General features: G+C 38.9%; 22 protein-coding genes. 5 read left to right on the forward strand and 17 right to left on the reverse strand.

Features of this window, described 5'->3' with window-relative positions; translation table 11 throughout:
• Position 1: 1 nt before the first annotated feature.
• Positions 2-706, forward strand: a complete 705-nt coding sequence (locus tag J2746_RS04090) for an HAD family hydrolase (protein WP_245249979.1) — start codon at positions 2-4, stop codon at positions 704-706.
• Here J2746_RS04090 and J2746_RS04095 read toward each other — a convergent pair.
• From J2746_RS04095 to J2746_RS04135, 9 genes are all read right to left on the reverse strand, one after another.
• Entirely contained in the window at positions 670-1,779 is a 1,110-nt protein-coding gene (locus J2746_RS04095; protein ID WP_209616745.1) for an NADH:flavin oxidoreductase, read from the reverse strand. The two genes, J2746_RS04090 and J2746_RS04095, sit on opposite strands and share 37 nt — an antisense overlap.
• Positions 1,780-1,820: 41 nt before the next feature.
• Positions 1,821-2,531, reverse strand: coding sequence for a cytochrome c biogenesis protein (locus tag J2746_RS04100; protein ID WP_209616747.1), 711 nt, complete (start codon positions 2,529-2,531; stop codon positions 1,821-1,823).
• Positions 2,532-2,637: 106 nt separating this feature from the next.
• Positions 2,638-3,312, reverse strand: coding sequence for a heme exporter protein CcmB (locus J2746_RS04105; protein ID WP_209616749.1), 675 nt, complete (start codon positions 3,310-3,312; stop codon positions 2,638-2,640).
• An 18-nt stretch (positions 3,313-3,330) separates the two neighbouring features.
• Positions 3,331-4,086 carry an ABC transporter ATP-binding protein gene (locus J2746_RS04110; RefSeq protein WP_209616751.1) on the reverse strand — a complete coding sequence of 252 codons (756 nt, stop codon included), beginning with the start codon at positions 4,084-4,086 and terminating at the stop codon, positions 3,331-3,333.
• A gap of 54 nt (positions 4,087-4,140) precedes the next feature.
• On the reverse strand, positions 4,141-4,818 hold the full coding sequence (locus J2746_RS04115; RefSeq protein ID WP_209616754.1) for a molybdopterin-dependent oxidoreductase: 678 nt from the start codon (positions 4,816-4,818) through the stop codon (positions 4,141-4,143).
• A gap of 15 nt (positions 4,819-4,833) precedes the next feature.
• Positions 4,834-5,127, reverse strand: coding sequence for a winged helix-turn-helix domain-containing protein (locus J2746_RS04120; protein ID WP_209616757.1), 294 nt, complete (start codon positions 5,125-5,127; stop codon positions 4,834-4,836).
• 274 nt (positions 5,128-5,401) lie between these two features.
• The gene (locus J2746_RS04125; protein WP_209616761.1) at positions 5,402-5,788 is read right to left on the reverse strand and encodes a hypothetical protein; all 387 of its coding nucleotides are present in this window, start codon (positions 5,786-5,788) and stop codon (positions 5,402-5,404) included.
• 85 nt (positions 5,789-5,873) lie between these two features.
• Entirely contained in the window at positions 5,874-6,983 is a 1,110-nt protein-coding gene (locus J2746_RS04130) for a metal-dependent hydrolase (protein ID WP_209616764.1), read from the reverse strand.
• Between the two features lie 76 nt (positions 6,984-7,059).
• On the reverse strand, positions 7,060-7,488 hold the full coding sequence (locus J2746_RS04135; RefSeq protein ID WP_209616767.1) for a hypothetical protein: 429 nt from the start codon (positions 7,486-7,488) through the stop codon (positions 7,060-7,062).
• 139 nt (positions 7,489-7,627) lie between these two features.
• Between J2746_RS04135 and J2746_RS04140 the strand changes: the two genes are divergently transcribed.
• Positions 7,628-8,227, forward strand: coding sequence for a class I SAM-dependent methyltransferase (locus J2746_RS04140; RefSeq protein WP_209616771.1), 600 nt, complete (start codon positions 7,628-7,630; stop codon positions 8,225-8,227).
• A gap of 32 nt (positions 8,228-8,259) precedes the next feature.
• Here the strand turns inward: J2746_RS04140 and J2746_RS14640 are convergent, their stop codons facing one another.
• From J2746_RS14640 to ala, 6 genes are all read right to left on the reverse strand, one after another.
• Positions 8,260-8,916, reverse strand: coding sequence for a PEF-CTERM sorting domain-containing protein (locus J2746_RS14640; RefSeq protein ID WP_245249980.1), 657 nt, complete (start codon positions 8,914-8,916; stop codon positions 8,260-8,262).
• Positions 8,917-9,226: 310 nt separating this feature from the next.
• Positions 9,227-9,520 carry an ArsR/SmtB family transcription factor gene (locus J2746_RS04150; RefSeq protein WP_209616774.1) on the reverse strand — a complete coding sequence of 98 codons (294 nt, stop codon included), beginning with the start codon at positions 9,518-9,520 and terminating at the stop codon, positions 9,227-9,229.
• 72 nt (positions 9,521-9,592) lie between these two features.
• On the reverse strand, positions 9,593-9,805 hold the full coding sequence (locus tag J2746_RS04155; RefSeq protein WP_209616777.1) for a hypothetical protein: 213 nt from the start codon (positions 9,803-9,805) through the stop codon (positions 9,593-9,595).
• Between the two features lie 115 nt (positions 9,806-9,920).
• Complete coding sequence (locus J2746_RS04160; protein WP_209616782.1) at positions 9,921-10,415, reverse strand: PepSY domain-containing protein; 495 nt, start codon at positions 10,413-10,415, stop codon at positions 9,921-9,923.
• Between the two features lie 171 nt (positions 10,416-10,586).
• On the reverse strand, positions 10,587-11,225 hold the full coding sequence (locus J2746_RS04165; protein ID WP_209616785.1) for a hypothetical protein: 639 nt from the start codon (positions 11,223-11,225) through the stop codon (positions 10,587-10,589).
• Positions 11,226-11,272: 47 nt separating this feature from the next.
• Positions 11,273-12,253 carry an alanine dehydrogenase gene (ala, locus tag J2746_RS04170; protein ID WP_209616788.1) on the reverse strand — a complete coding sequence of 327 codons (981 nt, stop codon included), beginning with the start codon at positions 12,251-12,253 and terminating at the stop codon, positions 11,273-11,275.
• A 114-nt stretch (positions 12,254-12,367) separates the two neighbouring features.
• Between ala and J2746_RS04175 the strand changes: the two genes are divergently transcribed.
• From J2746_RS04175 to J2746_RS04185, 3 genes are all read left to right on the forward strand, one after another.
• Positions 12,368-13,279: a hypothetical protein gene (locus J2746_RS04175; protein WP_209616791.1), complete on the forward strand. Its 912-nt coding sequence runs from the start codon at positions 12,368-12,370 to the stop codon at positions 13,277-13,279.
• A 30-nt stretch (positions 13,280-13,309) separates the two neighbouring features.
• Positions 13,310-15,253 (forward strand): PAS domain-containing sensor histidine kinase, encoded by a 1,944-nt coding sequence (locus J2746_RS04180; protein ID WP_209616794.1) that lies wholly within the window; start codon positions 13,310-13,312, stop codon positions 15,251-15,253.
• A gap of 99 nt (positions 15,254-15,352) precedes the next feature.
• The gene (locus J2746_RS04185; protein ID WP_209616798.1) at positions 15,353-15,829 is read left to right on the forward strand and encodes a hypothetical protein; all 477 of its coding nucleotides are present in this window, start codon (positions 15,353-15,355) and stop codon (positions 15,827-15,829) included.
• Positions 15,830-15,839: 10 nt separating this feature from the next.
• Here J2746_RS04185 and J2746_RS04190 read toward each other — a convergent pair whose 3' ends face one another.
• Positions 15,840-19,439: a response regulator gene (locus J2746_RS04190; protein ID WP_209616801.1), complete on the reverse strand. Its 3,600-nt coding sequence runs from the start codon at positions 19,437-19,439 to the stop codon at positions 15,840-15,842.
• Positions 19,436-23,200: a response regulator gene (locus tag J2746_RS04195; RefSeq protein WP_209616804.1), complete on the reverse strand. Its 3,765-nt coding sequence runs from the start codon at positions 23,198-23,200 to the stop codon at positions 19,436-19,438. The genes J2746_RS04190 and J2746_RS04195 overlap by 4 nt, the downstream gene beginning before the upstream one ends.
• Between the last annotated feature and the right edge of the window lie 30 nt (positions 23,201-23,230).

A 23,230-nucleotide genomic window follows, 5' to 3' on the forward strand; every position in this document is an offset into this window, starting at 1 on the left:
GATGCTTCTCCCACATGGTGATGATTTGCTAAAAGCTGTAATATTCGATATGGATGGTGTACTTGTTGATTCTATGTCTGATCATGCAGAAGCTGTTCAGCATATTTTTGACGAAATTGGCGTTGAAATGGATAAACAGGATATCTTTGAGAGAGAAGGAGAAAGAACCGTTGATATTATGAGATTCCTTCTTCAGAAAGGAAGCGGAGATGCATCACAGTTTGATATACTAAATATCGTTGAGAGATATATTGCGGAATTTAACAGGATAGCAGAATTCAGAGTCTTTGAAGGGATGCCGGAATGTCTTACAAATATTAAAGAAAAATTTGAGCTTGCTGTCGTTTCAGGTTCTGACAGACCTATTGTTCAGGACATCATTGAATCCGAATATCCGGGAATTTTCAGAGAACTTGTCACAGCAGATGATGTTGAACGTGGGAAACCCAATCCTGATCCATACCTGAAAGCTGTTGAAATGCTTGGCATTTCAAGTCATGAAGCAATTGTGATAGAGAATGCACCCATGGGAGTTGAATCTGCCAAAAAAGCAGGATTATGTTGCCTGGCAGTGCCTACATACCTTGATGCTGAAAAATTCCACCTGGCAGATATGGTTATTGAAAACCACACCCACCTTGTAGAGTTCCTGAATGAACTGGAACCGTCTTATGAATGTTCACGGTCGGAATTATCAAAATCGTAATTGCATTTTATACCACTCTCATCGGAACACAGGTTACATGAAACACATTTTGCGACCTCTGTCTCACCATTTTTGATATTTGTCACAAGGTCTGGTTCGCAAATGAGAGGTCTGGAAAGTGATATCATATCAGCATATCCTTCATCGAGCATTTGTTCCATGACAACTTTTGAACGTATACCGCCTACCAACATAACAGGAACATCCACTGCTTCCTTTATCATTTTAGAATAGCCCTTGTAGTATGCTTCTGAATCAGCACTCTTTATTTTGGTCCTGAACATCTCCTGTCCTGCTTCAACGATTCCGCCACTGACCTCTATGGCACAGACACCATTTGCAGCCAGTATCTTTGCTATCTCCACGCATTCCGGTGCATCAAGAACATTCTTTGTGCCTTTGGGGAAACCGTCGGTTGCATTCAGCTTGACAAGTATCGGGAACTCATTTCCAATCATCTCATGTATCCTGTCGATTATGTCAAGGATGATCTGTGTTCTCTTCTCAGTTGAGCCTCCCCACCTGTCCTTGCGCCTGTTAGTGTATGGAGAAATAAAATTGCTGAGCAGGAAACCATGTGCGACATGTAACTGAACTCCATCAAAACCTGCTTCTTTTGCCCTTCTTGCAGCGTTGGCAAAATCTTCGATACTTTCAAGAACTTCAGCTTCCGTCATTTCCTCCGGTGTGACACCATTTTTTTTATTTGTAACAGGAGAAGGTGCGAGTATGACCGGATTGGAAGCTGACATCATTGTCTGCCTGCCACCATGAACTATCTGGACAACTATCTTACTTCCATGCTCATGTACCCTGGAGACTATTTTCCTGTAAGGTTCGATGAACTTATCATCATAGATTCCCTGCTGAAGATTGTCACTTTTCCCATTTGGATTGACGTATGCATATCCGGTGATTATAAGCCCGACTTCTCCACGTGCAAGCTCTTCATACATGCCACCAATTCTGTCAGTAGGTGTGCCATCAGGCTCTGCCATCCACTCATGAGTAGCAGAACGTACAAAACGATTGGGAACTTCCATGTTCCCCAGAATAATAGATTCGAACAACATGCAGGAATATTGATGGCAGAAGCTTATATGCTTTTCTTAGATCAGGAATGATTGTACTTCATTTCTTCAAGCTCTTCCTTCAAAGCTTCATTGTTAATCCTGTAGACCAGCAGTGAAGCAAAAAGCAACGCAAAAGCCAGCATGTTAACAGCAAGTGTCAACTGAAGTGATGTTCCTTCCAGTCCACCACCACTGCTTCCGTATGAAGAACCACCGAACATCAGCGGGTGGGCTGAGCGCCACAGCCTGATGGAAAGGAAGCTAAGTGGGACTGAGATGAATCCTACAATTCCAAATACAGCCGCAAGACGCGCTCTCTTCTCAGGTTCCTCCAGTGCCTGACGCAGCATCAGGTAGGCAAGATATACAAGGAAAAGCGCAAGTGAGGTTGTAAGCCTCGGCTCCCATATCCAGTACCATCCCCATGTAGCTTTTGCCCAGATTGAACCTGTTACAAGTACAAGAAATGCAAATACTACACCTACCTCGGCGGCTGAATGGGCAACGATGTCCCATTTGCTACTGTTTCCTTTAAGGTGCATTATACTTGCAATGAAAACAACAGTGAACGCAAGATATGATACCATAGCTATTGGCAGGTGGAAATAGAATATCTTGAAACTGCTGTCAAGTATCTCACCGGCATTGCCTTTCATCTGGGGCACATAGAAAAATATCATCCCGATGGCAATTAACATAACAGGAGCCGTAATTATTGCAAGTACCTTTTCTTTTTTCCTGTCAATGAGCATGATTGTTCTTCTGCCTAATTAAAACTCCTTGTTTAAATGCTTTTCATAACTCATGACTTTGACCAGAAGAAGATTCTAATTTATTCATCTCGATTATATTCGATTTCTAATCCATCACAGTATATTCGAACACAAGCTGCCCTACTACAAAGAATATCAGGTCATACACAACAAGCAACCTGAGTTCCGAAGCAATACTACCAATTCCTCCATCTGTAAGTATCGTCCCGGTTGCCATAACAGCAGGAATTATCACTGGAATTATCAACGGCAACAAAAGCACTGGAAGCATGATCTCCCTTGCCCTTGTGCTTGCTGACAATGCTGAAAGCAGAGTTCCCACACTTACAAAACCGAATGTTCCCAGAAAGATTACAAGTGCAAGTCCGGGAATTCCACTGATGTTGTAGTTGAACAGAACTATGAAGATTGGTATCGTGAGTAATTCAACAATGAACATCAGGATTGCATTTGATATTGTTTTCCCGATGTAGATCGAACTCCTGTCAATTGGTGAGAGTTTCAGTCCTTCAAGACAACCATTCTCCATCTCACCTGCAAAAGAACGTGAAAGTCCAAGAGTGCCTGCAAAGGTAAAAGCTACCCAGAGCACACCGGGAGCAAGTTTTTCTACAAGTTCTGTCTGGCTGAGAACATCCCCGAATGAGATGCTGAAAATAACTATGACAATAAGCGAGAAAATAAGCATGGAATTAAGCATCTGCTTTGTGCGAAACTCTGATCTGAGGTCCTTTGCTGCAATGTAGAGGCTTTTCTTCATAATCTCACCACAGGCAGGTTAGACGTTACTAATGCCCTCTGCATCCGTATCCTTTTCCACTATTGAAAGGTACTGTTCTTTGAACTCTTCCACGCTTTCAATTTCAGTTTTTAGTTTGTCAAAGCGTATCTCTCCCCTGTCCATTATGAGCATGCGGTCACAGAGTTCAAAGGCTCGCTCGATGTTATGTGTGATCATGATCCTTGTAACATCTGAATCTCCAGTACCCATGAGCACACGCTCAAAATTAGCAGCAGCATGCTGATCTAGTCCGGTATATGGCTCATCCATGAGTAAAATTTCAGGCTGATGCAGCAATGCCCTTGCAATTGAAAGCCGCTGTTTCATTCCTCTTGAGAATGAACCGGCACGCTCATCTGAACGCTGAAGAAGATTTACACTTTTCAGAATGGAATCAACTCTTGAGTCGATGTTATCATTCTCAATTCCGTACATCCGGGCAAAAAAAACAAGGTTCTCCCTTGCTTTCAGTTCATCATAAAGATAAGTCTCATGAGATATGGCACCTATCATTCCCCTTATCTTTTCAGGATGCTTTTTGGCATCAATTCCATTAACAAGAATACTTCCCCTGGAAGGATTGATGATAGTGGACATTATCTTCAGAAGAGTGGTCTTTCCGGCTCCGTTGGGACCGAATATTGTAACAAACTCACCTTTTTTGATCTCAAGGTTGATGTTGTTCAATGCTTTCCTTCGCCCGAAGCTCTTTGAAAGACCTGTGATAGAGATGATACTGTCAATTGGAGCCATTAGAGCTATATTTACATTTTCAGATTATATAAATTAGTGTTTTGTATCGGATGATCATCTCTCAAACGCAGGCCCACCTACATCTGCATTGTTATTATATCCGGCAGTTTCCCAGTATCCCTTGTAAGACTCATCAGTAACCTCAATTGAAGTTATCCATTTTGCCCATTTGTAACCATACTTGTCCTCAGCTACAAGTTGCAGAGGGAATCCCCTGTCTGCAGGCAAAGTTATATCGTTGAGCTCATAGGCGAGCATTATGTCATTTTCAACAATGTAGTCAAGATCAAGACTTGTAGAATAGCCATCGGCTGAGTAGAATATAACCGTAGCTGCATTATTGTTTACACCGGTCTCATTGAACAACGTGTTCATTGTTACTCCAGTCCATTTTGCATCAAATCCCCAGCCTTCAACACAGTCCATACGCACGAACCTTGAAACAAATGGATATTCAAGGAGTTGATCATACGTGAAGTTCATAGGATTGTCCACCATACCATAAATCCTGAGCTCGTATGTGTCCTGATCTATGTACTGGGTTCCTTTAATGCCATTATTACGTTGCTCGGATATAGGAGTCAGTTCTTTTCCTTCAAAAACAGTAGCTTCACCTGAAGTATTGATTTCCTGCTGTCCCTTCTGTGAATCTTCGGTGCATCCGCTGACTGAAACAAGAACTATGATTACCAGACAGCTTATCAAAAGAGTGTATTGCCTGAGCTTTATCATTAGATTACCACCAAATCAGATGCATTCAAGAAGCTCTATTCCCTTATTACTCAGGGAATATTTATCCTCGATCTTGTTGAGAAATTCTCCATTTATAAGGAACTCTGTATGATACTTGAATACTTTTTCATCAAGATCGGTATTTTCCAGAATTTCACTCCTTGTAGCTCCGAATGCACCAATTGCCCTTATAAGTTGACGCCTTATTGGGTGTGAAGCTGCCTTGTGAGCAAGTTCATGCTCCGCTTTTACCCTTTCCCTCTCAGAAGGCTTTGCATCTAGAAGATCGTCGAGATCATCGTCCAGCATTTCCTACTCCTCCTAATTTCACTATGCAAGTATAGTGTAAAAAGTGTTGTGCCGGAAATGTGTTAGAATAAACTCTCAGATTGAAATACAAACAAGAAAATTACAAAAATTAGAGTTGTATAATTGATTTAAAAGAATTCAGATGCTTGCTTTCATCTTTGTAGAATTTATATAAAATATAAATGCTGGCTTGTTGAAAGCAAACAATTTTGTTAATGCAAGAGGGTGCATTTATCTGAGGGGATCGTTGTTGCCAGCATTTATATTAATGTGATCAAGCCACTGCCTTTTCTGCGGTGCAGACATGTTTCATCTCCATTGATGTTTTCAGTGACTCTTTTGCGACGATTCCCGGGTCAGCAGGCAGGAACGTAAGACTTCCGTCCTTGTATCTCATAGGAGATCCAATAGCCTTGTAATATTCGTTCTTTAGGCTCTGTATTGCCGCTACCACGGTTTCGTTATCATACTTCGAATTGCCAAGGTTTGCAAATGCTACGCCAAGCAACAAATTGTTTGCATGTAATGCAAGGTGCAAATGCCATGTGTCCTTGTCAACGAACTCATGAATTTTAATATCCATAACCAAATTGCTTTCATTTTCCCTCAATGTCACAATCTCCTTGTAATTGACTGCAATCACTACATTACATGAACTCATATAAAAGCAGTTTGTTATTATATTTAGAATGATGTACATGAATAAAATTAGCATGTACTTAATACGGACCATCATGTTCACAGAGTCACTCAAACATGCCTGAAGGCATTGGTTTACTATACTGAACGTTTCTTTTTACATAGACCTGATAGTTTTCACCATCAACATCAAATACAAAAACATATTCAGTTTTAAAGTAGGCCCAATACTCAGCAAACGGATTGCGGGCATCGCTAAGAACCACTGTGACATTGGAATCATAAGTTGAAACATTGTACACCGGATAATCTACTTCTCCTGGAAGACTTGAATTGTACAGAGACAGTGCCCTTTGTATATATGGAGCAGAGGAATCCTGATCACATGTACATTTTTTCACAAATCCTTCTTCTTCTATACCAGACAAGTAACTTAAGGTAAGGATTTTGTATGCGGTGTCGTTGAACTCATATGCAGAAAGGAAAGTTCCCAATGAAATCGGATAAGAATTCTGATAGCTAATATCGTAACCTTCAGTTCTTTCGATATCTGATATTAAAACTGCTTTTGCCAGCGGATTGAAAGCACACCATAAAACAAATATGACCAGTAGTTTCCTATAAAGTGATCTGTGTTCTCCTTTTGAAATACCAGTAAGCCAGCTACCATTGATCTGAAAAAATGAGCGAATAAGACTATTTACTTTTGAAGATGCATGCGTAACATTAACATAGCTACCATTGTTTTTGCTTTCACGGACGCGGCCTGCCAGAATATAGAATATTGGTACAAAAGAAATGAGTGTTACCACCGGATCGAAAAAACCAATTGCACCTATTGTTGATGGTTCATTTATAAAAGGAAAAAATGGCCTCATTTTCCAGCTTGTGACGTAATCCAGGTATATGTGACTGAATAACGCAGCACCTGAAACAATAGTGAGCATCCGATCTTTTTCCCGATACCATATATAAATGATTATAATCAAAGAATAAATTATTGAGTGCATGAACTCTCTGTGACCCATCATATAGTAGAGAGCATTATACATCGGGTGACCAAGATAACCGTCTATTGCAAGGAACAACGCATTCAATATGAAATCCAGATCAGGCAGTATTGACATGAAAGCAACTATCTTAATCTGCCTTTTATTCAATCCTGCAACTGACGCTATGAGTAAACCGATTCCCAGATGTGACAGTGTATTTACCATCCTGTCATCCTCACCCAATATAGAAGATGTTACTATTTCTTTTTATATTTTTGGAGGATGCTAATGACCAATTAGCTCAGTATTTTCCAAGAGCCTTCGAAACGAACCTGTGGAAACCATGAATGCTTCCACTACTACCAAGATACATCATCGGACATCTTCCTGTTATAATCTTCAGACCCTGCTTATACTCCAGATGATTGACATCACAAGTATCTGTCCTCCAGTGAACCCAGAAATCAGTGATTCCCTTTTCTGTCAGTTTTTCAATTACCCTGGCAGGTTCGCTTTTTGTAATGCCAATTATCACATTTTTAACGCTGTCAGGAACCTCCGATATTTCCTGGATCGAACCTTCAATTGGCTTATCAGAATAATCAAGCACTGCGACTGATTTTCCTCTTTTTTTGAGCTCAGAGATCGTCCACTTCATGGCAGGCTTTGTACCATCTGTTATAACAAGGAAATTATCTCTTTTCCAGAATTCTTCCTGCTTTGTAACCATACTATCCTATCCTTCCTTGTGTGCTTCCTTCAGGAAGTTTATATCTCATGGTATAAGAGTTCTTTTAAAAAGCACCAAAGTGATACATTCACATACAGGTATCATAGACTGTTTAAGCAATGGGAACAAAGAAAAACATATGTCAATAATTTCCAAGTACAACCGTGCATCCTACGTTTTTGACACTATGGAGATTCCTATGGAACACATATGGTTCAGTAAATGGAGAAAAGAGATTTTATCTGAATTGTCCGGCAGGGTGCTTGACCTTGGGATAGGAACCGGGAAGAATATACCCTACTATCCAGATGACTGTGAAGTTGTCGGAGTTGACATAAGCGACAAAATGCTTGCTCATGCAAATAAGAGATTGAAAGAAAAGAAAAATATATCCCTTTACCAGATGGATGCTGAAAACCTGGGATTTAAGGATGACAGCTTCGATTATGTTATCACTACGTTTGTCCTGTGTTCCATACCAAACCCTGTTGCTGCACTAAAAGAGATAAAACGTGTATGCAAACCTGATGGCATGGTTATCAATCTGGAGCATATGAAAAGTGACAACAGAATTATTGCTTTCATTGAAGACCTATTCAACCCACTTACAGTGGCAATTATGGGAGTGAACATCAACAGAAAAACAGTTGAAAATGCAAAAAAAGCTGGTCTTAATATTCTTGAAGTTCAGAATAAGGCTCTATTGGATGTTTTCAGGTTGATAAAGTCTAAACCCTGAATAAAAATAAATATGGCGAATTAATTATTCGCCTACTCTCTCTTGAATATGAATGCCAGTCCGATGATTGCAGCTATTGGAAGAGCGATCGTTGGGAATTCAGGTATTTCCTCTGTGTTTGGAACATCTGCTGTGACCTTGATGTCAAGGAAACTTGCTGTTCCGCGATCCTTTCCACGAATTGCAATGAGGTTTGTGCCCTCGTTAAGGATGCTGTCATCTACATCAAACACAAAGCTATCCCAACTTGGGCATCCATCATGTGTCTGCATACCATTGGACACATCCACGCCGTTGACGAAAACTTCAACATCATTATCAATAGCAACGTGCACTTTAAGGTCACTTGTGCCTGCCGGAAGATTGAACTCTTTTCTTACAGCAATATATGAGTTTACAGGCCACTCTGTCTTCACATACTGTTCATCAGTAAGGACACAACCAGAATAGATTGATCCAAAGCCAGCAACTCCTGAACTAAAAACGGAATCATCAAAATCAGGATTTGCAAAGTTACCAGCTTCGTCACTGTCAACTATCTTGTATTTGTAACCGGAATCGCCATAAGGAATAATAACTGTATCATCAGCAGCTATTGCAGTCATTGACAATGTTGCTGTAAGAAGGAATATACTTGCAAGTGAGAGAGCCAAGACTCTCTTTATATTAAAATTTGTTTTTGTTTTCATTTGTACCACCATTGGATCAAATACCTGGAAAGAGATTCCAAAACAAAACAGTATGTAAGTATCTGTAAAGCTTTGACCAGATTTCTTTCAGCCCTTGATCCTATCTATATTTTAAGTGGTGTAAAAAGTATATATAATTTGTGATATTGTGCACCATCAAATTTTATAGAGACTGATATAATTTGCAATGTTGAATAGCAATATCAAAAAGCTAAACAGGAAAAAGATAAGAATAAAAGAAAAAGTGACGAAATTAAATTCCAAGAAAAAGTCAGTATTTTTGTGCATCAACTTGAAACGACATAGAATTTCAGCCGAATATTTTATTCAGGTCATCAATTCCCATTTCAACATCAAATTCTTTCAGTTTATAGAATTTCTTTGCACGGTTATCATTATCTTCAAGCCTCAAGTCACTTTCAACAAAGCCAGCTTTTTCCAGTCTCTTTAAGTGAAGCTGTATAACCTGACGAGACAGATCAAGTTCCTTTGACAGGTCATATATGTATCTCTCCCTTTCTGATAGCAGATAAAGGAGTTTCAACCTGACAGGATGAGAAATGGCCTCTCCGATAGTTATAATCTGTTGAAGTGTTTTTGTCATCTGAGAACCCGCTTTATTTAGTTCTAAGGTCTATAATATTGAGAATGTTGAATAAAAGCATAAGCAAATAAACTAAATTTCATCAAGTTTATCCTTTATATCCTGAACCATCTTTTTGATGTCTTCTACGTCTTTTTCAACCCTGGCCAGACGTTCGTTATTTTCAGAACTCCCTGTACCAGACTTATTGAGGAGTGTAACTGTCACCCAGACAACTAAAAAGACAATGAGTATGTTCAAAAGCAAGCCCCATATTCCAAAACCATACATGCTAGTGCCCATCATTTTAATATTCATCCTTAAAAATTATATTTTTAATAAAGAGTATATGGAAAGAAAAGTATTACTACTTTTCGACCTTCCACACTTGTTTATTGAAATAGATTGATAATAATCAGCATCAATAGCCACAGCCACCGTATCCACCATAGCCGTTTCCACGCATGTTACGTCCGCCCTGGTAATACTGACCCTGTGTGGAATCTGCATAGAAATCTTCTATGACATCACCGGTGTATGAATCGATACGACCCTGTTTGATAGTATCATCATCTGTGTAAGTGAATACCCACCATCTGCCCATCTGGTAGACATCGGATTCTGCTATTTCCTGATCAGTTGCAGCTTCTGCAATATCAATGGCATCATCGACATTGTCTACTGCAATCTCAACTGTTGTTCCATCAGTTGCATATCCTCCATAAACCGGGCAGTCAGCATATCCATAGCCATTCATGTATCCATTAGCATATCCGACACATTGTCCTGCCCATCTGGACATCTGTCCGAAGAATGTACTATCATCATTTTCATCTGTTGCTGCGCTTGCCATTCCAATCCCTGCAATTGCTGTAATGAGCATACCAGCAAGGAGTATTGTTGTAGTTTTTTTCATTGTTTACACCTTCCTGCATCACAGGAGTATATAGTCCTGCATATGTAGTCTTAACACTACATATGTATGATATATCCATATATAAGGATTTTGTTGAACTGCAAATATACATCTCTTTTTAGCAGTCGTGAAAAATAAGTAAAAATATTCTAAAAACGATGATGAGAACTATTATTTTTTTCTTTCAACATACCATCCTACAAGCGGCGGTATCCAGCAAAGGTTTGCAGCAATTGCTTCAAGGGCTGTGAAGGTCTGCGTGGTAGGACTAAACCCAAGAAAACGTGCACTTAAAAGACCTATTGGTACGATGAATATAACACCAAGGCTTGCAAGCATCACAGGATGATGTACATACCTGGTAAAAGCCCCGTCCCATGAACCTTCTTCTCTCTTCAAAAAGAGCAGGCCTGATATGTTTGCACCTATCTGATCACTGAGAGAGTAGAAATAAGGTATATAAAATCCCCCAATACCATAGACATCAACACCTGCAAGCCGGCTTCCAAGATCGATCACCCAGGGAACTGCAATACCAAAGAGCTTACCCCATCCATATGCTTCTGCCATTGTCTGACTGCTGGGTTTTAAGTGCTGGCGTATTGAATAAACTCCTTCAAATATACTCTCTCCTTCTCCGGCAAGGGTCCTTACCAGCCATTGCCCGATAGGACTTCGCTGATAACCATAGGCATCCAGCAGTAGACCTGTTATAAGACCTACAATATAGCCCGGAAATGTATATTTGATGAGTTCTGAAAAGTTCTCAGTTTCAAACTCTTCTGCATTGTCTTCTTCAGATTCTTCCACAATAATTCTATTTTGTTTTTGGTATAAGAATTTCCTGATTCCAGTTTTCAGAACAACTTCACACTTTTCCCGATACCCAGTTCAACAGCTTTAGTATAGACCATGTTCGCAGTCACAAGATCCTGAACAGCAAGTCCTGTGGAGTCAAATATCGTAATATCTTCATCTGACTGCCTTCCCTGCTTAACTCCTGCAACCACCTCTCCAAGTTCTGCATGGATATCCGATTCTGAGATAACTCCCTGAGATAGCGGCACGTTAACCTCTCCTGAATGAGATGCCTGTATGATGTCATCAACAACAACATTTGCTTTAGTCAAAAGTGAAGATTCAAGTTCCTGTTTGCCCATGGCATCGGCACCTATGGCATTTATGTGAGTTCCTTCATGAATCCATTCAGATTTTACAATCGGTTCTCTTACAGGTGTTGTTGTTACAAGGAGATCGCAATCACATACATCCTTAATATTTCCCTTAAGTATGAAATCACAACCCACTATATGTTTCATATCCTTTACAAATGATTCGCAATGAGAGAGATTCCTGCAGGTAACCTTTAACTCCTCTATATCCATAACTTCTGACAATGCAAGTAATTGGGTTCGAGCCTGACCACCCGTACCAACCATACCTATCACATGGGAATCGGGACGTGCCAGATATTTTGCAGCAACTCCACCTGCAGCACCCGTTCTCATATCAGTTACATGTGTACCATCCATGATCGCAAGAGGAGCACCGGTTTCTGTGGAATTGAGAACCATGACGGCCATCACAGTTGGAAAACCTTTTTCCCGGTTATCAGGATGAACGTTGACAATTTTTACGCCTGCAATATCTTTTTCTTCCATAAACGATGGCATTGTCCGCAAATCCCCATTATGCTTATCAAAATAGAGATAGGATTTCGGCGGCATCTGTACTTTCCTGAGACCATGCTCCATGAAGCCGTTTTCAACAGCACTTAAAGTAAGGGGCATATCAATAATACTTCTAACATCAGACTGATCAAGCCACAGAACATCCATTTCCACAACACTCCTTTGTTAAAATATATGAAACATGTCAGTTTGAAAGAATAAAAGCCTGTTTATTAATATTGAAAACATAGCTTATATAATATAAGATACTTTATATAATATATGAAGGTATGGAATCAAGCAGACATGCCAAAAAAAGATATCTCTGAACTTATAAGAACAGGAGATAAGATGGTAGAACTTCTAGAAGAAATGTCTGCAAATAATGAGAAAGAATATCAGAAAAACCGTAATATCTTCATTTCTGAATACAGTAAATGGTATACAAAATGTTTGCCACTCATTAGAAGTATGGTTCCTGACAAGGCCACAAGATTTGAAAGCCTGTATCACACAAACAAACGCACAGGAATGAACGAATACACATACACTGTACAGGATTATATACACGGGATATATTTTAAGGATAAGCCAAAAAGTTATACTGATGCTATAATCTCAAAAAGGATTAAGGAACAGAGAGATATTCTGCAGGCATCTGTGGCAAGGACCAGTGATTTTTCATTCGAGATGGAACGCTTTGTAAAAATAAATCCACTACAAGGCCTTGATTCATCCGCAATTGTAAAACAGAATAAGCTCATTGACATCAATTTTTTTGATGAGCACTATAACTCCATCCGTGCAGAGATCAATACCTGTTTCAAACAGGGTTTTTACATGGCAAGTTTTTTACTCTCAAAAGAGCTCATACAAAACCTGCTGGTGGATCTTATCAGAACTAACTTCCCCCTGGCAGGCGAAGGACACCGCTCACTTTACTATAATTATCTGAATGAAAGGTTCAGGGGAACAGGAGAACTCCTTAAAGCAATCTCTGAAAAAAAACAGGACTTTGATATTAACCCTGAAGCAATAGACTATCTTATAGAACTTGTCAGTTCCATGGAACCTAAATTAAAACCTGAAGGTCACAGTTTCGGCATGATTCCAAAAAAGGAAGAAATTCAAGAACTGAGAATTGAAGAAACAATGGACCTTATCATCGAAATTATCAATTTTATCAAAAAATGATATGATATCGATCTTAATATAGGAATTGCCATGAAAGCAAGCAGACCATTGGATAAAGACCTAGAGGAAGAGAATAATAATCTTAGAAAACGTATTGAAGAGCTGGAACTATCTTTAAATTCTCTAAAAAAAGGCAGGAAGGATGAATTATACAGGAAAAATATCCTGTTTGAAGGTCTTTTAAGATCAGTGCCTGAACTTGTTTACTGGAAAGATAAAAATGGGAAGTTTCTTCTGTGTAACACTGAATTTGCAAAGTCCTTTGGAATGAAAATTGAAGAAATAGTGGGAAAAACTGACTACGACCTTCACAGTAGAAAAGAAGCTGATTCTTTTAGAATGAACGATAAAAAAATTGCCCGAGAAAAAGAACCTGTCAAAAATGAAGAATGGGTGACTTTTCCGGACGGAATAAAAAAGTTCTTTGAAACATATAAAGCACCTTTGTACACCAATGAAGGTGAATTCATAGGCATTATGGGGATAAGCAGGGATATTACCGAACAACGCACAAAAGAAAAAGAACTTTCAAAATCTCATGAGCAACTTCTTTCAGTAATTGAAGCATTTGACGACCCCGCATATGTTGCTGACCCTGTTACCTACGAACTTCTTTTTGCGAACCGTGCAATTAAAAAAGACATGGGAGACGATATTGTCGGTGAAAAATGTTACAAAGTACTTCAGGGATTTAGTGCTCCATGCTCATTCTGTACCAATCAGCTGATATTTGGAGAAAATATTGGAAAAAACCATATCTGGGAAACTCAGAATATTAAAAATAAACGCTGGTACCGTTGTATTGACAAAGCCATCGAATGGCCTGATGGACGTATGGTAAGATTCGAGATGGCTGTTGACATACACAAGGAAAAAACTTCACAGAAGGCCTTGAAGGAGAGTGAGGAAAAATACAGGACATACATAAACAGTTCACCTCACCCTACATTTGTTCTTGATGATGACGGAAATTACATTGATGTAAATCCTGCAGCCTGTAAAGTAACAGGTTATTCTAAAAAAGAACTACTTAAAATGCATCTTTATGATACATTCCCGCAAAATGAAATTCCTCATCGTAAAAGCAATTTTGAGGAAATGAAACACACCGGAAGGTTTTCTGGCGAGTTTGCATTTATGAACAAAAACGGAATTCAATTTTATCTAGCAATTGAAGCCCTCAAAATATCTGATAATCGTTTCCTTTCAATATGCACGGATGTAACAGAGAGAAAAAAAGCAGAAGATGAATTACTTAATGCAAAAATTGTTGCAGAGAATGCTAACCGCACAAAGAACGAGTTCCTTGCGAATATGAGTCACGAATTGCGTACTCCTCTGAATTCTGTCATAGGATTTGCAGACGTATTGATGAGCCAGGTCTCAGGAGAGATAAATGACAAACAGGCAAAATACATCAATAACATCTCCCACAGTGGAAAACATCTGCTTAATATCATAAATGAGATACTTGACATTTCAAAGATAGAATCCGGTAAAATGAGATTGTATAAAGAAAATATCTCAGTCATAGAAACTTTTGCCGAGATAATTGCCACCCTGCAACATACTGCAAGCAGGAAAGAGATCAAGCTAGATGTCAATCCCTGGCCTGAGAACGAATGTGTGTACGCTGACAAAGCAAAACTAAAACAGGTACTCTATAACCTTGTAGGCAACGCAATCAAATTTACCAATGAAGGTGGTTCGGTTACCATCGGAACAAAAAATGATGGAGAGTTCATCCATATATCTGTTACTGATACTGGTATTGGAATTTCATCGGAAGGGATGAAAAAATTGTTCAAACCTTTTACACAGCTTGAATCTTTTGAATCAAGGAGCCATGAAGGAACCGGACTGGGCCTTGCACTTTCCAGAGAACTTGTGGAACTGCACGGAGGAAACATCCGTGTTGAAAGTGAACCCGGCAAGGGAAGCACTTTTACTTTTACCCTACCTGTCTGCAAATAGACTTTTTACTTTTTTATTCTTTAGCTTCGAACAAATTCGCAGTTTTAGTAAGAGTTTTATCTGTTCAGGTTCATTAGACTAATGGGGGAGTGAAGAGTTATGAAAAATAACAATACATTCATAGGAATAATAGTACTGATTACAATTGTACTTGTTACTATTGCCACTTTTTCATTGGGATGTGCAGAGCCACCGGTTATTCCGGAGAATGAGTCAGTTCCAATGGAAGAGAACAATAGTGAATATATTTATGGTGATGCAACCGTTGAAAGCATACAGATACTGACACTTGAATCATTCCCTGTCCAGATACGTGTAGTTGCATCAGGTTATCTGCCTGATGGCTGTACATCCATAGATGAAAAAACAGTCTCATATGACGAAGAAACTAAAAGCTTCACAGTTCACATCACAACCAGAAGACCTGCAGATAAAATGTGTACTGAGGCACTGGTACCATTTGAAGAAACGATTGCTCTGGATGTTTACGGTCTTGAGAAAGGAAGCTATACAGTAGATGTGAATGGTATCAATGAAGAGTTTGAACTTCAGGTAGACAACATTCCACAAGAATGAGTGCCGGTACTCATTCCTTTTCTGTTGAAAGATTCTCCACTTTTTTGATGCATGCTAAAAGATCCTGTTTATTGAATATTCCTTTCTGCATTACAAAAGACACATTCTTATCGAGTTCTTCCTTTTCATGAACTTCCAGATCTTTGGCAGTACAGATTATTATAGGAATATCAATAGTTTCAGGATGTTTCTTCAATTCCCTTATAACATCAAAACCATCTACTACCGGCATCATCAGATCGAGTACTATAACATCGGGGGAACACTTAAGAGCTTTGTCTATTCCCTCTTTACCGCTGGAAACCGTGATCACATTATAGCCTTCCGTTGAAAGCACTGAATCCATGAGTTCAAGCACAGAAGGTTCATCATCTATCACAAGAACGTTAACTTTTTCACAAGAACAATATTTTCTTAATCTTTCAAGTGATGAAAGAAGTTCCTCCCTGTCGACAGGTTTCACGAAATAATCAAATGCTCCCCATATAATGCCCAGTTTTTTTTCATCTATAATGGAGATAATTACAACAGGTATGTCTTCAGTCCCTTCGTCCTTCTTGAGGGTCTTAAGAACATCCCATCCATCCATTTCAGGTATCATGATATCAAGAGTGATCGCAAATGGATGAAGTTCCTTTGCAAGTTCCAGAGCCTCATTTCCATTTTCAGCAAACCTAACATTATAACCTGCTTCCTGTAAAGTAAAAGACAGAATTTCCTGTGATTTTGTATCATCCTCAATCACAAGAACAAGGGGACGATCATCTGTTGAGTCATCTGATTTTTCGATATCAGGGATAAAGGAACATCCGGAACTTTCATCAAAGTCCCCTGTACTTTCACTATTGGAGTCAGACATATCTGATTGGGAAATTCGAGTAAAATCAACAGGCATTTCAAAAATGAAGGATGAACCGGAGCCTAACTCACTTTCCACCCATATTTTTCCGTAATGCTGCCCCACAAAGTTCTTTACAAGAACCAGACCAAGTCCTGTGCCTTCGTAAACCCTGCAGCTTGAGGAATCTATCTGAGTGAAAGACTTAAAGAGCTTTTCCTGGTCTTCCTTTGAAATACCAATTCCAGTATCTTTTACTTCCACGCGGACACAATCTTCCTGCAACCTGACAGAAACTGTAATGCAGCCGTCAATACCTGTGAATTTTATGGCATTACTCAGCAGATTATAGATTATTTGTTTGAATTTGCCTTTATCTGCATTTATAGTGATCCTATCGGGATCCATATCAATAATAAGTTTGATATCCTTTTTTCTGGCCAGAGGCGAAATGATAGATCTGATCTCATCAAGGGAATCACCTATCTCAAATTTCTCCGGATGAAGAGTCATCTTCCCTGCTTCTATCTTGGACAGGTCCAGGATATCATTTATAAGGCTCAGCAGATGTTTACCACTCTTGGAGATATTATTAACATACCTTTGTTGTTTATTATTAAGAGAACCAAATGTTCCTTCTGCCAGTATATCAGCAAAACCAATTACCGAATTAAGGGGTGTTCGCAGTTCATGGCTCATATTCGCAAGGAACTCACTCTTGGTGCGACTTGCTTCCTCAGCAGTCGTTTTCGCAGCAAGCAGAGCTGCTTCAGCTTCTTTCCTTTCGGAAATATCCACAAGAACACCAGCAATATGCAGCGGTTCACCAGCCTCTGAATATTCAACCACTTTTCCTTTGTTGGAAACCCACCTGTATTTACCATCCTTTCCACGGATGCGATATTCACATTCTGCTACATTGATTGTTTTATTAAGAACATCATCGATCGCCGATACAGCACAATCCACATCATTCGGATGAATACGCCGCTGCATCCATTCAAAATTACGACCAATTTCCTCTTCATGATAGCCTATAATGTCTGCATATCTCTTGTTAAAGATTAGATAATCATCTTGCAGGTTAACATCCCATGTACCTTCATTGCTGCCTTCAAGAACTCTTTTAAGGTGTTGTTCACTCTCCAAGAGGGATTTTTCCATCTTCCTTCTTTTAAGAACTATGGCCATTAGAGTTGAAAACATATGTAGCGTATCAAAATCATCAGAATTCCATGCGCGTGTTCCTTCAACCTCGTCCAGGCCCACAAATCCAATAAGATTTCCTTCCGTGAATACCGGCAGAACAAGGACTGACCTGATATCCTGCATCTCCAATATCTCTTTTTCAGCCGATGCCTCAGGAGGTAACGATGAAGTATCAGTTATGTTTATTATTTCATCATTTTTTAATTTAGACATCCACCAGGGAAACATATCAGATGGTAATTCCTGAAGTTCATCTTTCTGAGTTTCTACACCTTCCGAACACCACTCATGTGTGTTGCTCATTGATGCACCGTCCTCACTTATAAAAAAAAGATAAGAACGACTTGCCCCACAAAGAGTGCCGATTTCCATCAGAGACATGTCTATTGCTAAATCAACATCTCCGGGATAGGCAAACATTGAAGACACATTTAGCATTGTCTTTTCAATGGAGTGTTTTCTTTTCAACAGTTTTTCCGCTTCATTCTTGGAAAATATCTCCTTTTCAAGTTTGGAGTTAAGATTATTAACGTAAAATACACTTGCTGTAGCAATAATCAGTAAGAACAATATAGCTAACAAAAAATACTTCATCCTTTCCAGAAGATCCATTAGATCTATCTGTTCCTGGAATGGACCTTCTTTTATTTCCATCAGGCATTCAATAACAGAATTATAATCCTGCGATACTGTCCAGCCTGCAACATCCTTAATGCTACTTGTGTCTGTCACACCAAATGGCATATTAAGAAGAGAAACAGAAACTCTTTCAGAAATGGACTTGGAAGTATCAGGAGCTTTGGCAAAGACCCAGCCGGGATATATTCTTGTACTCACTAAAAAGGGATAGTTGTCATATTCCTGAGGATGAACTACCTTAAAATCACTAATGTTGATTTTGCCTTCCATGTGCATTTTTTCGAGTATACCTGAAGGAAGGACACCCACATCAAAATCACCGTTTTCTATAGAATGTGCTATGTTTTCGGGATTATTGTTGAACTCAAGGGAAGCAAAGTCAGATTCAGGAACAATACGATGTTCTATAAACTCCCTTTTTGCTACCCACCAGCCCTCATTTGAAGGAGTATCCATTACGAGAAAAGAAAGACCTATAGTATCTGCCATGTTGGCAATATCTTCCCTGTCTTTTTCAGTAAACACAACTGATCCAAGGTAATATGTGGACTGATACTGAACATAATCCGGTGGGAGATAGGCAACTGTTTCCATAGTTGCAATACTGCTGACACCATTGGAGTTTTCAAGTATAACGAACGTTGCAGGATCGACTATAAGATAATCAATATTACCAGAGGAAAGACCTTCCTGAATGGAACCGAAATCCATTGGAACCATTTCAAATGTGAACTCCGATATCTGTGATGACAGATAATCATCAGTACCATTGAGCCTTTCAAAAGATGCCTGCCGGGTATCTCCTACCAAAACCCCAATAACAAGTGTATCATTATCATTCAAAGCTTCAGCACCAATAGTCCCGGAGAAAATAAACAATATCATTAATGCAAATGAAAATATTTTTATTACATTTACTTTCATTTGCTCACCCAGCAGGAACCATGAGATGTTTCGTTTTCTGACTTTTCATGGAGACTGCCAAGGATTTCCAGCAGATCCTCTTTTGAGAATTCGCCTTTTTGAAGCACAGTTAATGCATTGTTATTGAGATAATCCATCTCATCAGCTTGCATATCCTTCGCGGTGCACACGATAACTGGTATTTCTATTGTCCGTGGATCAGACTTTAAAGTGGATATTACCTGTAAACCACTGACATCTGGCATCATCAGATCTACGATCATTGCATCGGGAAGAGTTTCAAAAGCCTTTTCAATACCTTCTTTTCCACCACCTGCAGTGATTACATCATAACCGAAAGAGCTTATCATCTCGGATATCATTTCAACGACCATTGGATCGTCATCGATTACCAGTGTCTTAAAGGAGGTTTTTCCTGACTTTTCCACCAGATTGGAAAGTACATCCATAAGACGATTCGAATCAACAGGTTTTGTAAGGTGATCCACAACACCAACAACCATTCCCACATCTTTTTCACCAAGAGATGACAGAACCATCACAGGTATAGAGGATGTGCAATTATCTTTTTTCAGGTTCTCCAGTATTTGAGTACCATCCATTCCCGGAAGGTTCAGATCGAGAGTGATGGCAAACGGATTAACATCTTTTGCTATTTCAAGTGCTTCTGCACCATCTTCTGCCAGTATCACCCTGAATCCTGCTTCATTTAACATGAAACTCAAAAGTTCACTTGAATTCGGGTCATCTTCCACCACAAGTATAAGAGGTTCTGTACCATCTGATCCTTCAGGCTTGATAATTGTCAGATTATCTGCTGTACTTATGATCGAAGTCTGGATCTCACCTTTGTCATCGTCCATTGCAGCAATTTTGGCATTAAGATCTTTGTCTTTAAGGTTCAGAGGAACTTTGAGATAAAACGTAGAACCTTTTCCCTGTTCACTATCAACCTCAATAGTACCACCATGAAGTTCAAGGAGGTTCTTTACCAGAGCAAGACCAAGACCTGTACCTTCAAACTTGCGGTTACTGGCTGAATCAAGTTGCACAAACGGCTGGAAAAGTTTATTCTGATCTTCTTTAGGTATACCTATACCATTGTCATGAATACCTATCAGCAGTATCTGATCCTTCATCGAAATATCTATATTTACCTCTCCGCCATCAGGAGTGAACTTTATTGCATTACCTATAAGGTTATACATTATCTGTTTCAACTTACCCCGATCAGCATTAATGAAAATACTTCTGGGAACCATATTGAACTCCAGCAGAATACCTTTCTTTGAAGAAAGCGGCTTCATCATTAGATTAAGATCAGCTACCAGATCAGAGAAATCAAATATTTCGTAGAAGAGTTCCATCTTTCCAGCTTCTATCTTTGAAATATCCAGGATATCATTAATTAGATTCAGCAGATGTTTTCCGCTATGAGATATGTTGTCCATGAACTTGTATTGCTTTTCATTAAGTTCTCCAAAACTTCCGTCAAGTAGCAGATCTGAGAAACCAATTACAGAATTCAGAGGTGTGCGCAGTTCATGACTCATGGTTGCAAGGAACTCACTCTTTGTACGGTTTGCAGCTTCTGCATGGACTTTAGCATCCATTAACTCTTTTTCAGCGTTTTTCATATGAGTTATATCAATGAAACTCTCAATAAAGAGCTCATGTCCACCAAAATTAACTACTTCAACAGATTTGAGAATAGGTATTTCTGTGCCATCTGACCTAATAAGCATACGTTCTGACCTGTCAAGTGACTGATGTAAATTGCTTATCGGACAATTTCCTTTTTCAGTCGGGCAGATGAAGTTATGACAAACACGACCTTTGAGATCTTCTTTTTTGCGACCTACCAGTTCCAGAGCAGTTGTGTTGACATCCACAATCTCATGGGTGTGAGCATCAATAAGAAAAACACCACAATTAATGTTGTCTATAATAAGGCTCATTCTCTCCTGATTCTCATGCTCCAGTCTTTCAATTTCCTTTCTTTCTGTGATATCACGAATAATTAACTGGACAGTCGAATCTGCCTTATCTATCAGAGTAGCAGTTACTTCGGCATCAAGCAACGTTCCATCTGCTTTTTTGATCTGCAGTTCCTCTTTACTGAAGTTATTTTTGATAGAATCATTTATTAAGAAATGTAAAATCTCCTGTTTATCTTCACTCACAAGATCATCTAACTGTATACCAATAATACCCAGGTCAGAATCAGTTACAAACAGGCGTGCTTTGTCATTAAGATCCTGTATGAGTCCTTCTTTCACAATGAAAATAGCATCATTGGACCTTTCAAAAAGTGATCTGTATTTTTGTTCTTTATCATGGAGAAGATCTTCATCTCTTTTGATTTCAGTGATATCCTTGAAACTGAGAATTCGTCCAATAACTTTATCCTTGCGGAACAAGGGAAATGTTGAGACTTCAAAGTAAGTACCATCTGTAAATTGAATGACTACAACATTACTCGCTGTTGTCATGTGATATTTGCGCAGCATGGAAACAAGATAATCATAATTGATCATTCTGTCTTTAAGATGATCAAGTAGCTTGAGACCATCCTTTTCAACGAGAATGTGTTCCGGAATATCCCAGAGATCAATGAATTTTGACTTGAAATTTGTCATCCTATAATTTTCATCGATGACAATGACTCCTTCTGAGATTGATTCTATGATTGAAGAAAGAAGAGTTTCTCTTTCATTTAATGTTTCTGCCATATGATCTATGCTGAAGGCAAGTGATGATATTTCGTCATTTCCAGATAATTCCATACCTTCATACGAAGATAAATCAGCCTCTGCTACATCTACATTTTTCTTAAGAATAGATAATCTGGAAAGAATACTGTTTTCAAGGAATACTGTTCCTGCAGTACCGTACAAAATTCCTGCAAAAATAATCACATAAAGAAGATATCCGAATGTAGACTTTGCTTTCTGATATATTATTCGTGGACTGGATATCTCAAGAAGCAATGCAGGTTCGCCATAGACATCATTGATCACTGTGTATCCAAGTACAGTATTCTCACTAATGGATTCGATGTAAAGCTTTTCAGGCTTGTTAACTGTCAATACCACTTTATTTAAAATGTTTTCATCCAGGTTGACACCCTGAAGAACATGATAAGTTAATTGAGTATTATATACTTCTGAGAAAAAATCAGCCATTTCAGGAGTGAAATAAGAACCAATAATCAATGTTCCGTTTGAACTGAAATTGTCCATTGGGTCCTGGATTGTATGTGATGCAATCATAAGAGGACCTTCAGGCAATATTACGATACCTGAAGAAATATAATTATTGGACATTGAGGAGAATATGGAATTATTGTTGCTATAGATAATGGAAAGAACTTCATCAGAAACTGGAACTTCAGTATCCAAATTATAATCATAGGCTTTTTTGTAAACTAAATTGTTAGAATTATCAACGACTACAACAAGATTTACAGGTACTAATTCATTTTCATTTTTAAAAAAGTTTGAATCCGCATAATTGGAATTATTGTTCAATATTACTTTATTCAGACTGGGGTTGGTTCCCATATTCTGAGCCGTAATTTCAAGACTGTAAATTCCCCGGTCAAAAAAATCAATGGCTTTATCCACATCATCAGTAACATCATGACGTTCAAGATCCTCAAAACTCTGGAAAATGATAGAACCTGAACTTATGTATAAAGTTAAAACCAGGAAGAAAAGTGTCAAACCGAAAACTATCAGCGTCTTTGAGCGTAGTTTCATGTTCCACCTCAAGAACTCTTACGCAAAAAG

The organism is Methanolobus bombayensis, assembly GCF_017873415.1.
Lineage (GTDB): Archaea > Halobacteriota > Methanosarcinia > Methanosarcinales > Methanosarcinaceae > Methanolobus > Methanolobus bombayensis.

Coding starts and splice junctions, on each gene's coding strand:
- J2746_RS04195 (WP_209616804.1), bottom strand. CDS start 23,200: ATGAAACTACGCTCAAAGACGCTGATAGTTTTCGGTTTGACACTTTTC.
- J2746_RS04125 (WP_209616761.1), bottom strand. CDS start 5,788: ATGAGTTCATGTAATGTAGTGATTGCAGTCAATTACAAGGAGATTGTG.
- J2746_RS04120 (WP_209616757.1), bottom strand. CDS start 5,127: ATGCTGGACGATGATCTCGACGATCTTCTAGATGCAAAGCCTTCTGAG.
- J2746_RS14640 (WP_245249980.1), bottom strand. CDS start 8,916: ATGAAAACAAAAACAAATTTTAATATAAAGAGAGTCTTGGCTCTCTCA.
- J2746_RS04190 (WP_209616801.1), bottom strand. CDS start 19,439: ATGAAAGTAAATGTAATAAAAATATTTTCATTTGCATTAATGATATTG.
- J2746_RS04160 (WP_209616782.1), bottom strand. CDS start 10,415: ATGAAAAAAACTACAACAATACTCCTTGCTGGTATGCTCATTACAGCA.
- J2746_RS04140 (WP_209616771.1), top strand. CDS start 7,628: ATGTCAATAATTTCCAAGTACAACCGTGCATCCTACGTTTTTGACACT.
- J2746_RS04105 (WP_209616749.1), bottom strand. CDS start 3,312: ATGAAGAAAAGCCTCTACATTGCAGCAAAGGACCTCAGATCAGAGTTT.
- J2746_RS04115 (WP_209616754.1), bottom strand. CDS start 4,818: ATGATAAAGCTCAGGCAATACACTCTTTTGATAAGCTGTCTGGTAATC.
- J2746_RS04135 (WP_209616767.1), bottom strand. CDS start 7,488: ATGGTTACAAAGCAGGAAGAATTCTGGAAAAGAGATAATTTCCTTGTT.
- J2746_RS04110 (WP_209616751.1), bottom strand. CDS start 4,086: ATGGCTCCAATTGACAGTATCATCTCTATCACAGGTCTTTCAAAGAGC.
- J2746_RS04150 (WP_209616774.1), bottom strand. CDS start 9,520: ATGACAAAAACACTTCAACAGATTATAACTATCGGAGAGGCCATTTCT.
- J2746_RS04090 (WP_245249979.1), top strand. CDS start 2: ATGCTTCTCCCACATGGTGATGATTTGCTAAAAGCTGTAATATTCGAT.
- ala (WP_209616788.1), bottom strand. CDS start 12,253: ATGGATGTTCTGTGGCTTGATCAGTCTGATGTTAGAAGTATTATTGAT.
- J2746_RS04180 (WP_209616794.1), top strand. CDS start 13,310: ATGAAAGCAAGCAGACCATTGGATAAAGACCTAGAGGAAGAGAATAAT.
- J2746_RS04175 (WP_209616791.1), top strand. CDS start 12,368: ATGAAGGTATGGAATCAAGCAGACATGCCAAAAAAAGATATCTCTGAA.
- J2746_RS04100 (WP_209616747.1), bottom strand. CDS start 2,531: ATGCTCATTGACAGGAAAAAAGAAAAGGTACTTGCAATAATTACGGCT.
- J2746_RS04155 (WP_209616777.1), bottom strand. CDS start 9,805: ATGATGGGCACTAGCATGTATGGTTTTGGAATATGGGGCTTGCTTTTG.
- J2746_RS04095 (WP_209616745.1), bottom strand. CDS start 1,779: ATGTTGTTCGAATCTATTATTCTGGGGAACATGGAAGTTCCCAATCGT.
- J2746_RS04130 (WP_209616764.1), bottom strand. CDS start 6,983: ATGGTAAATACACTGTCACATCTGGGAATCGGTTTACTCATAGCGTCA.
- J2746_RS04185 (WP_209616798.1), top strand. CDS start 15,353: ATGAAAAATAACAATACATTCATAGGAATAATAGTACTGATTACAATT.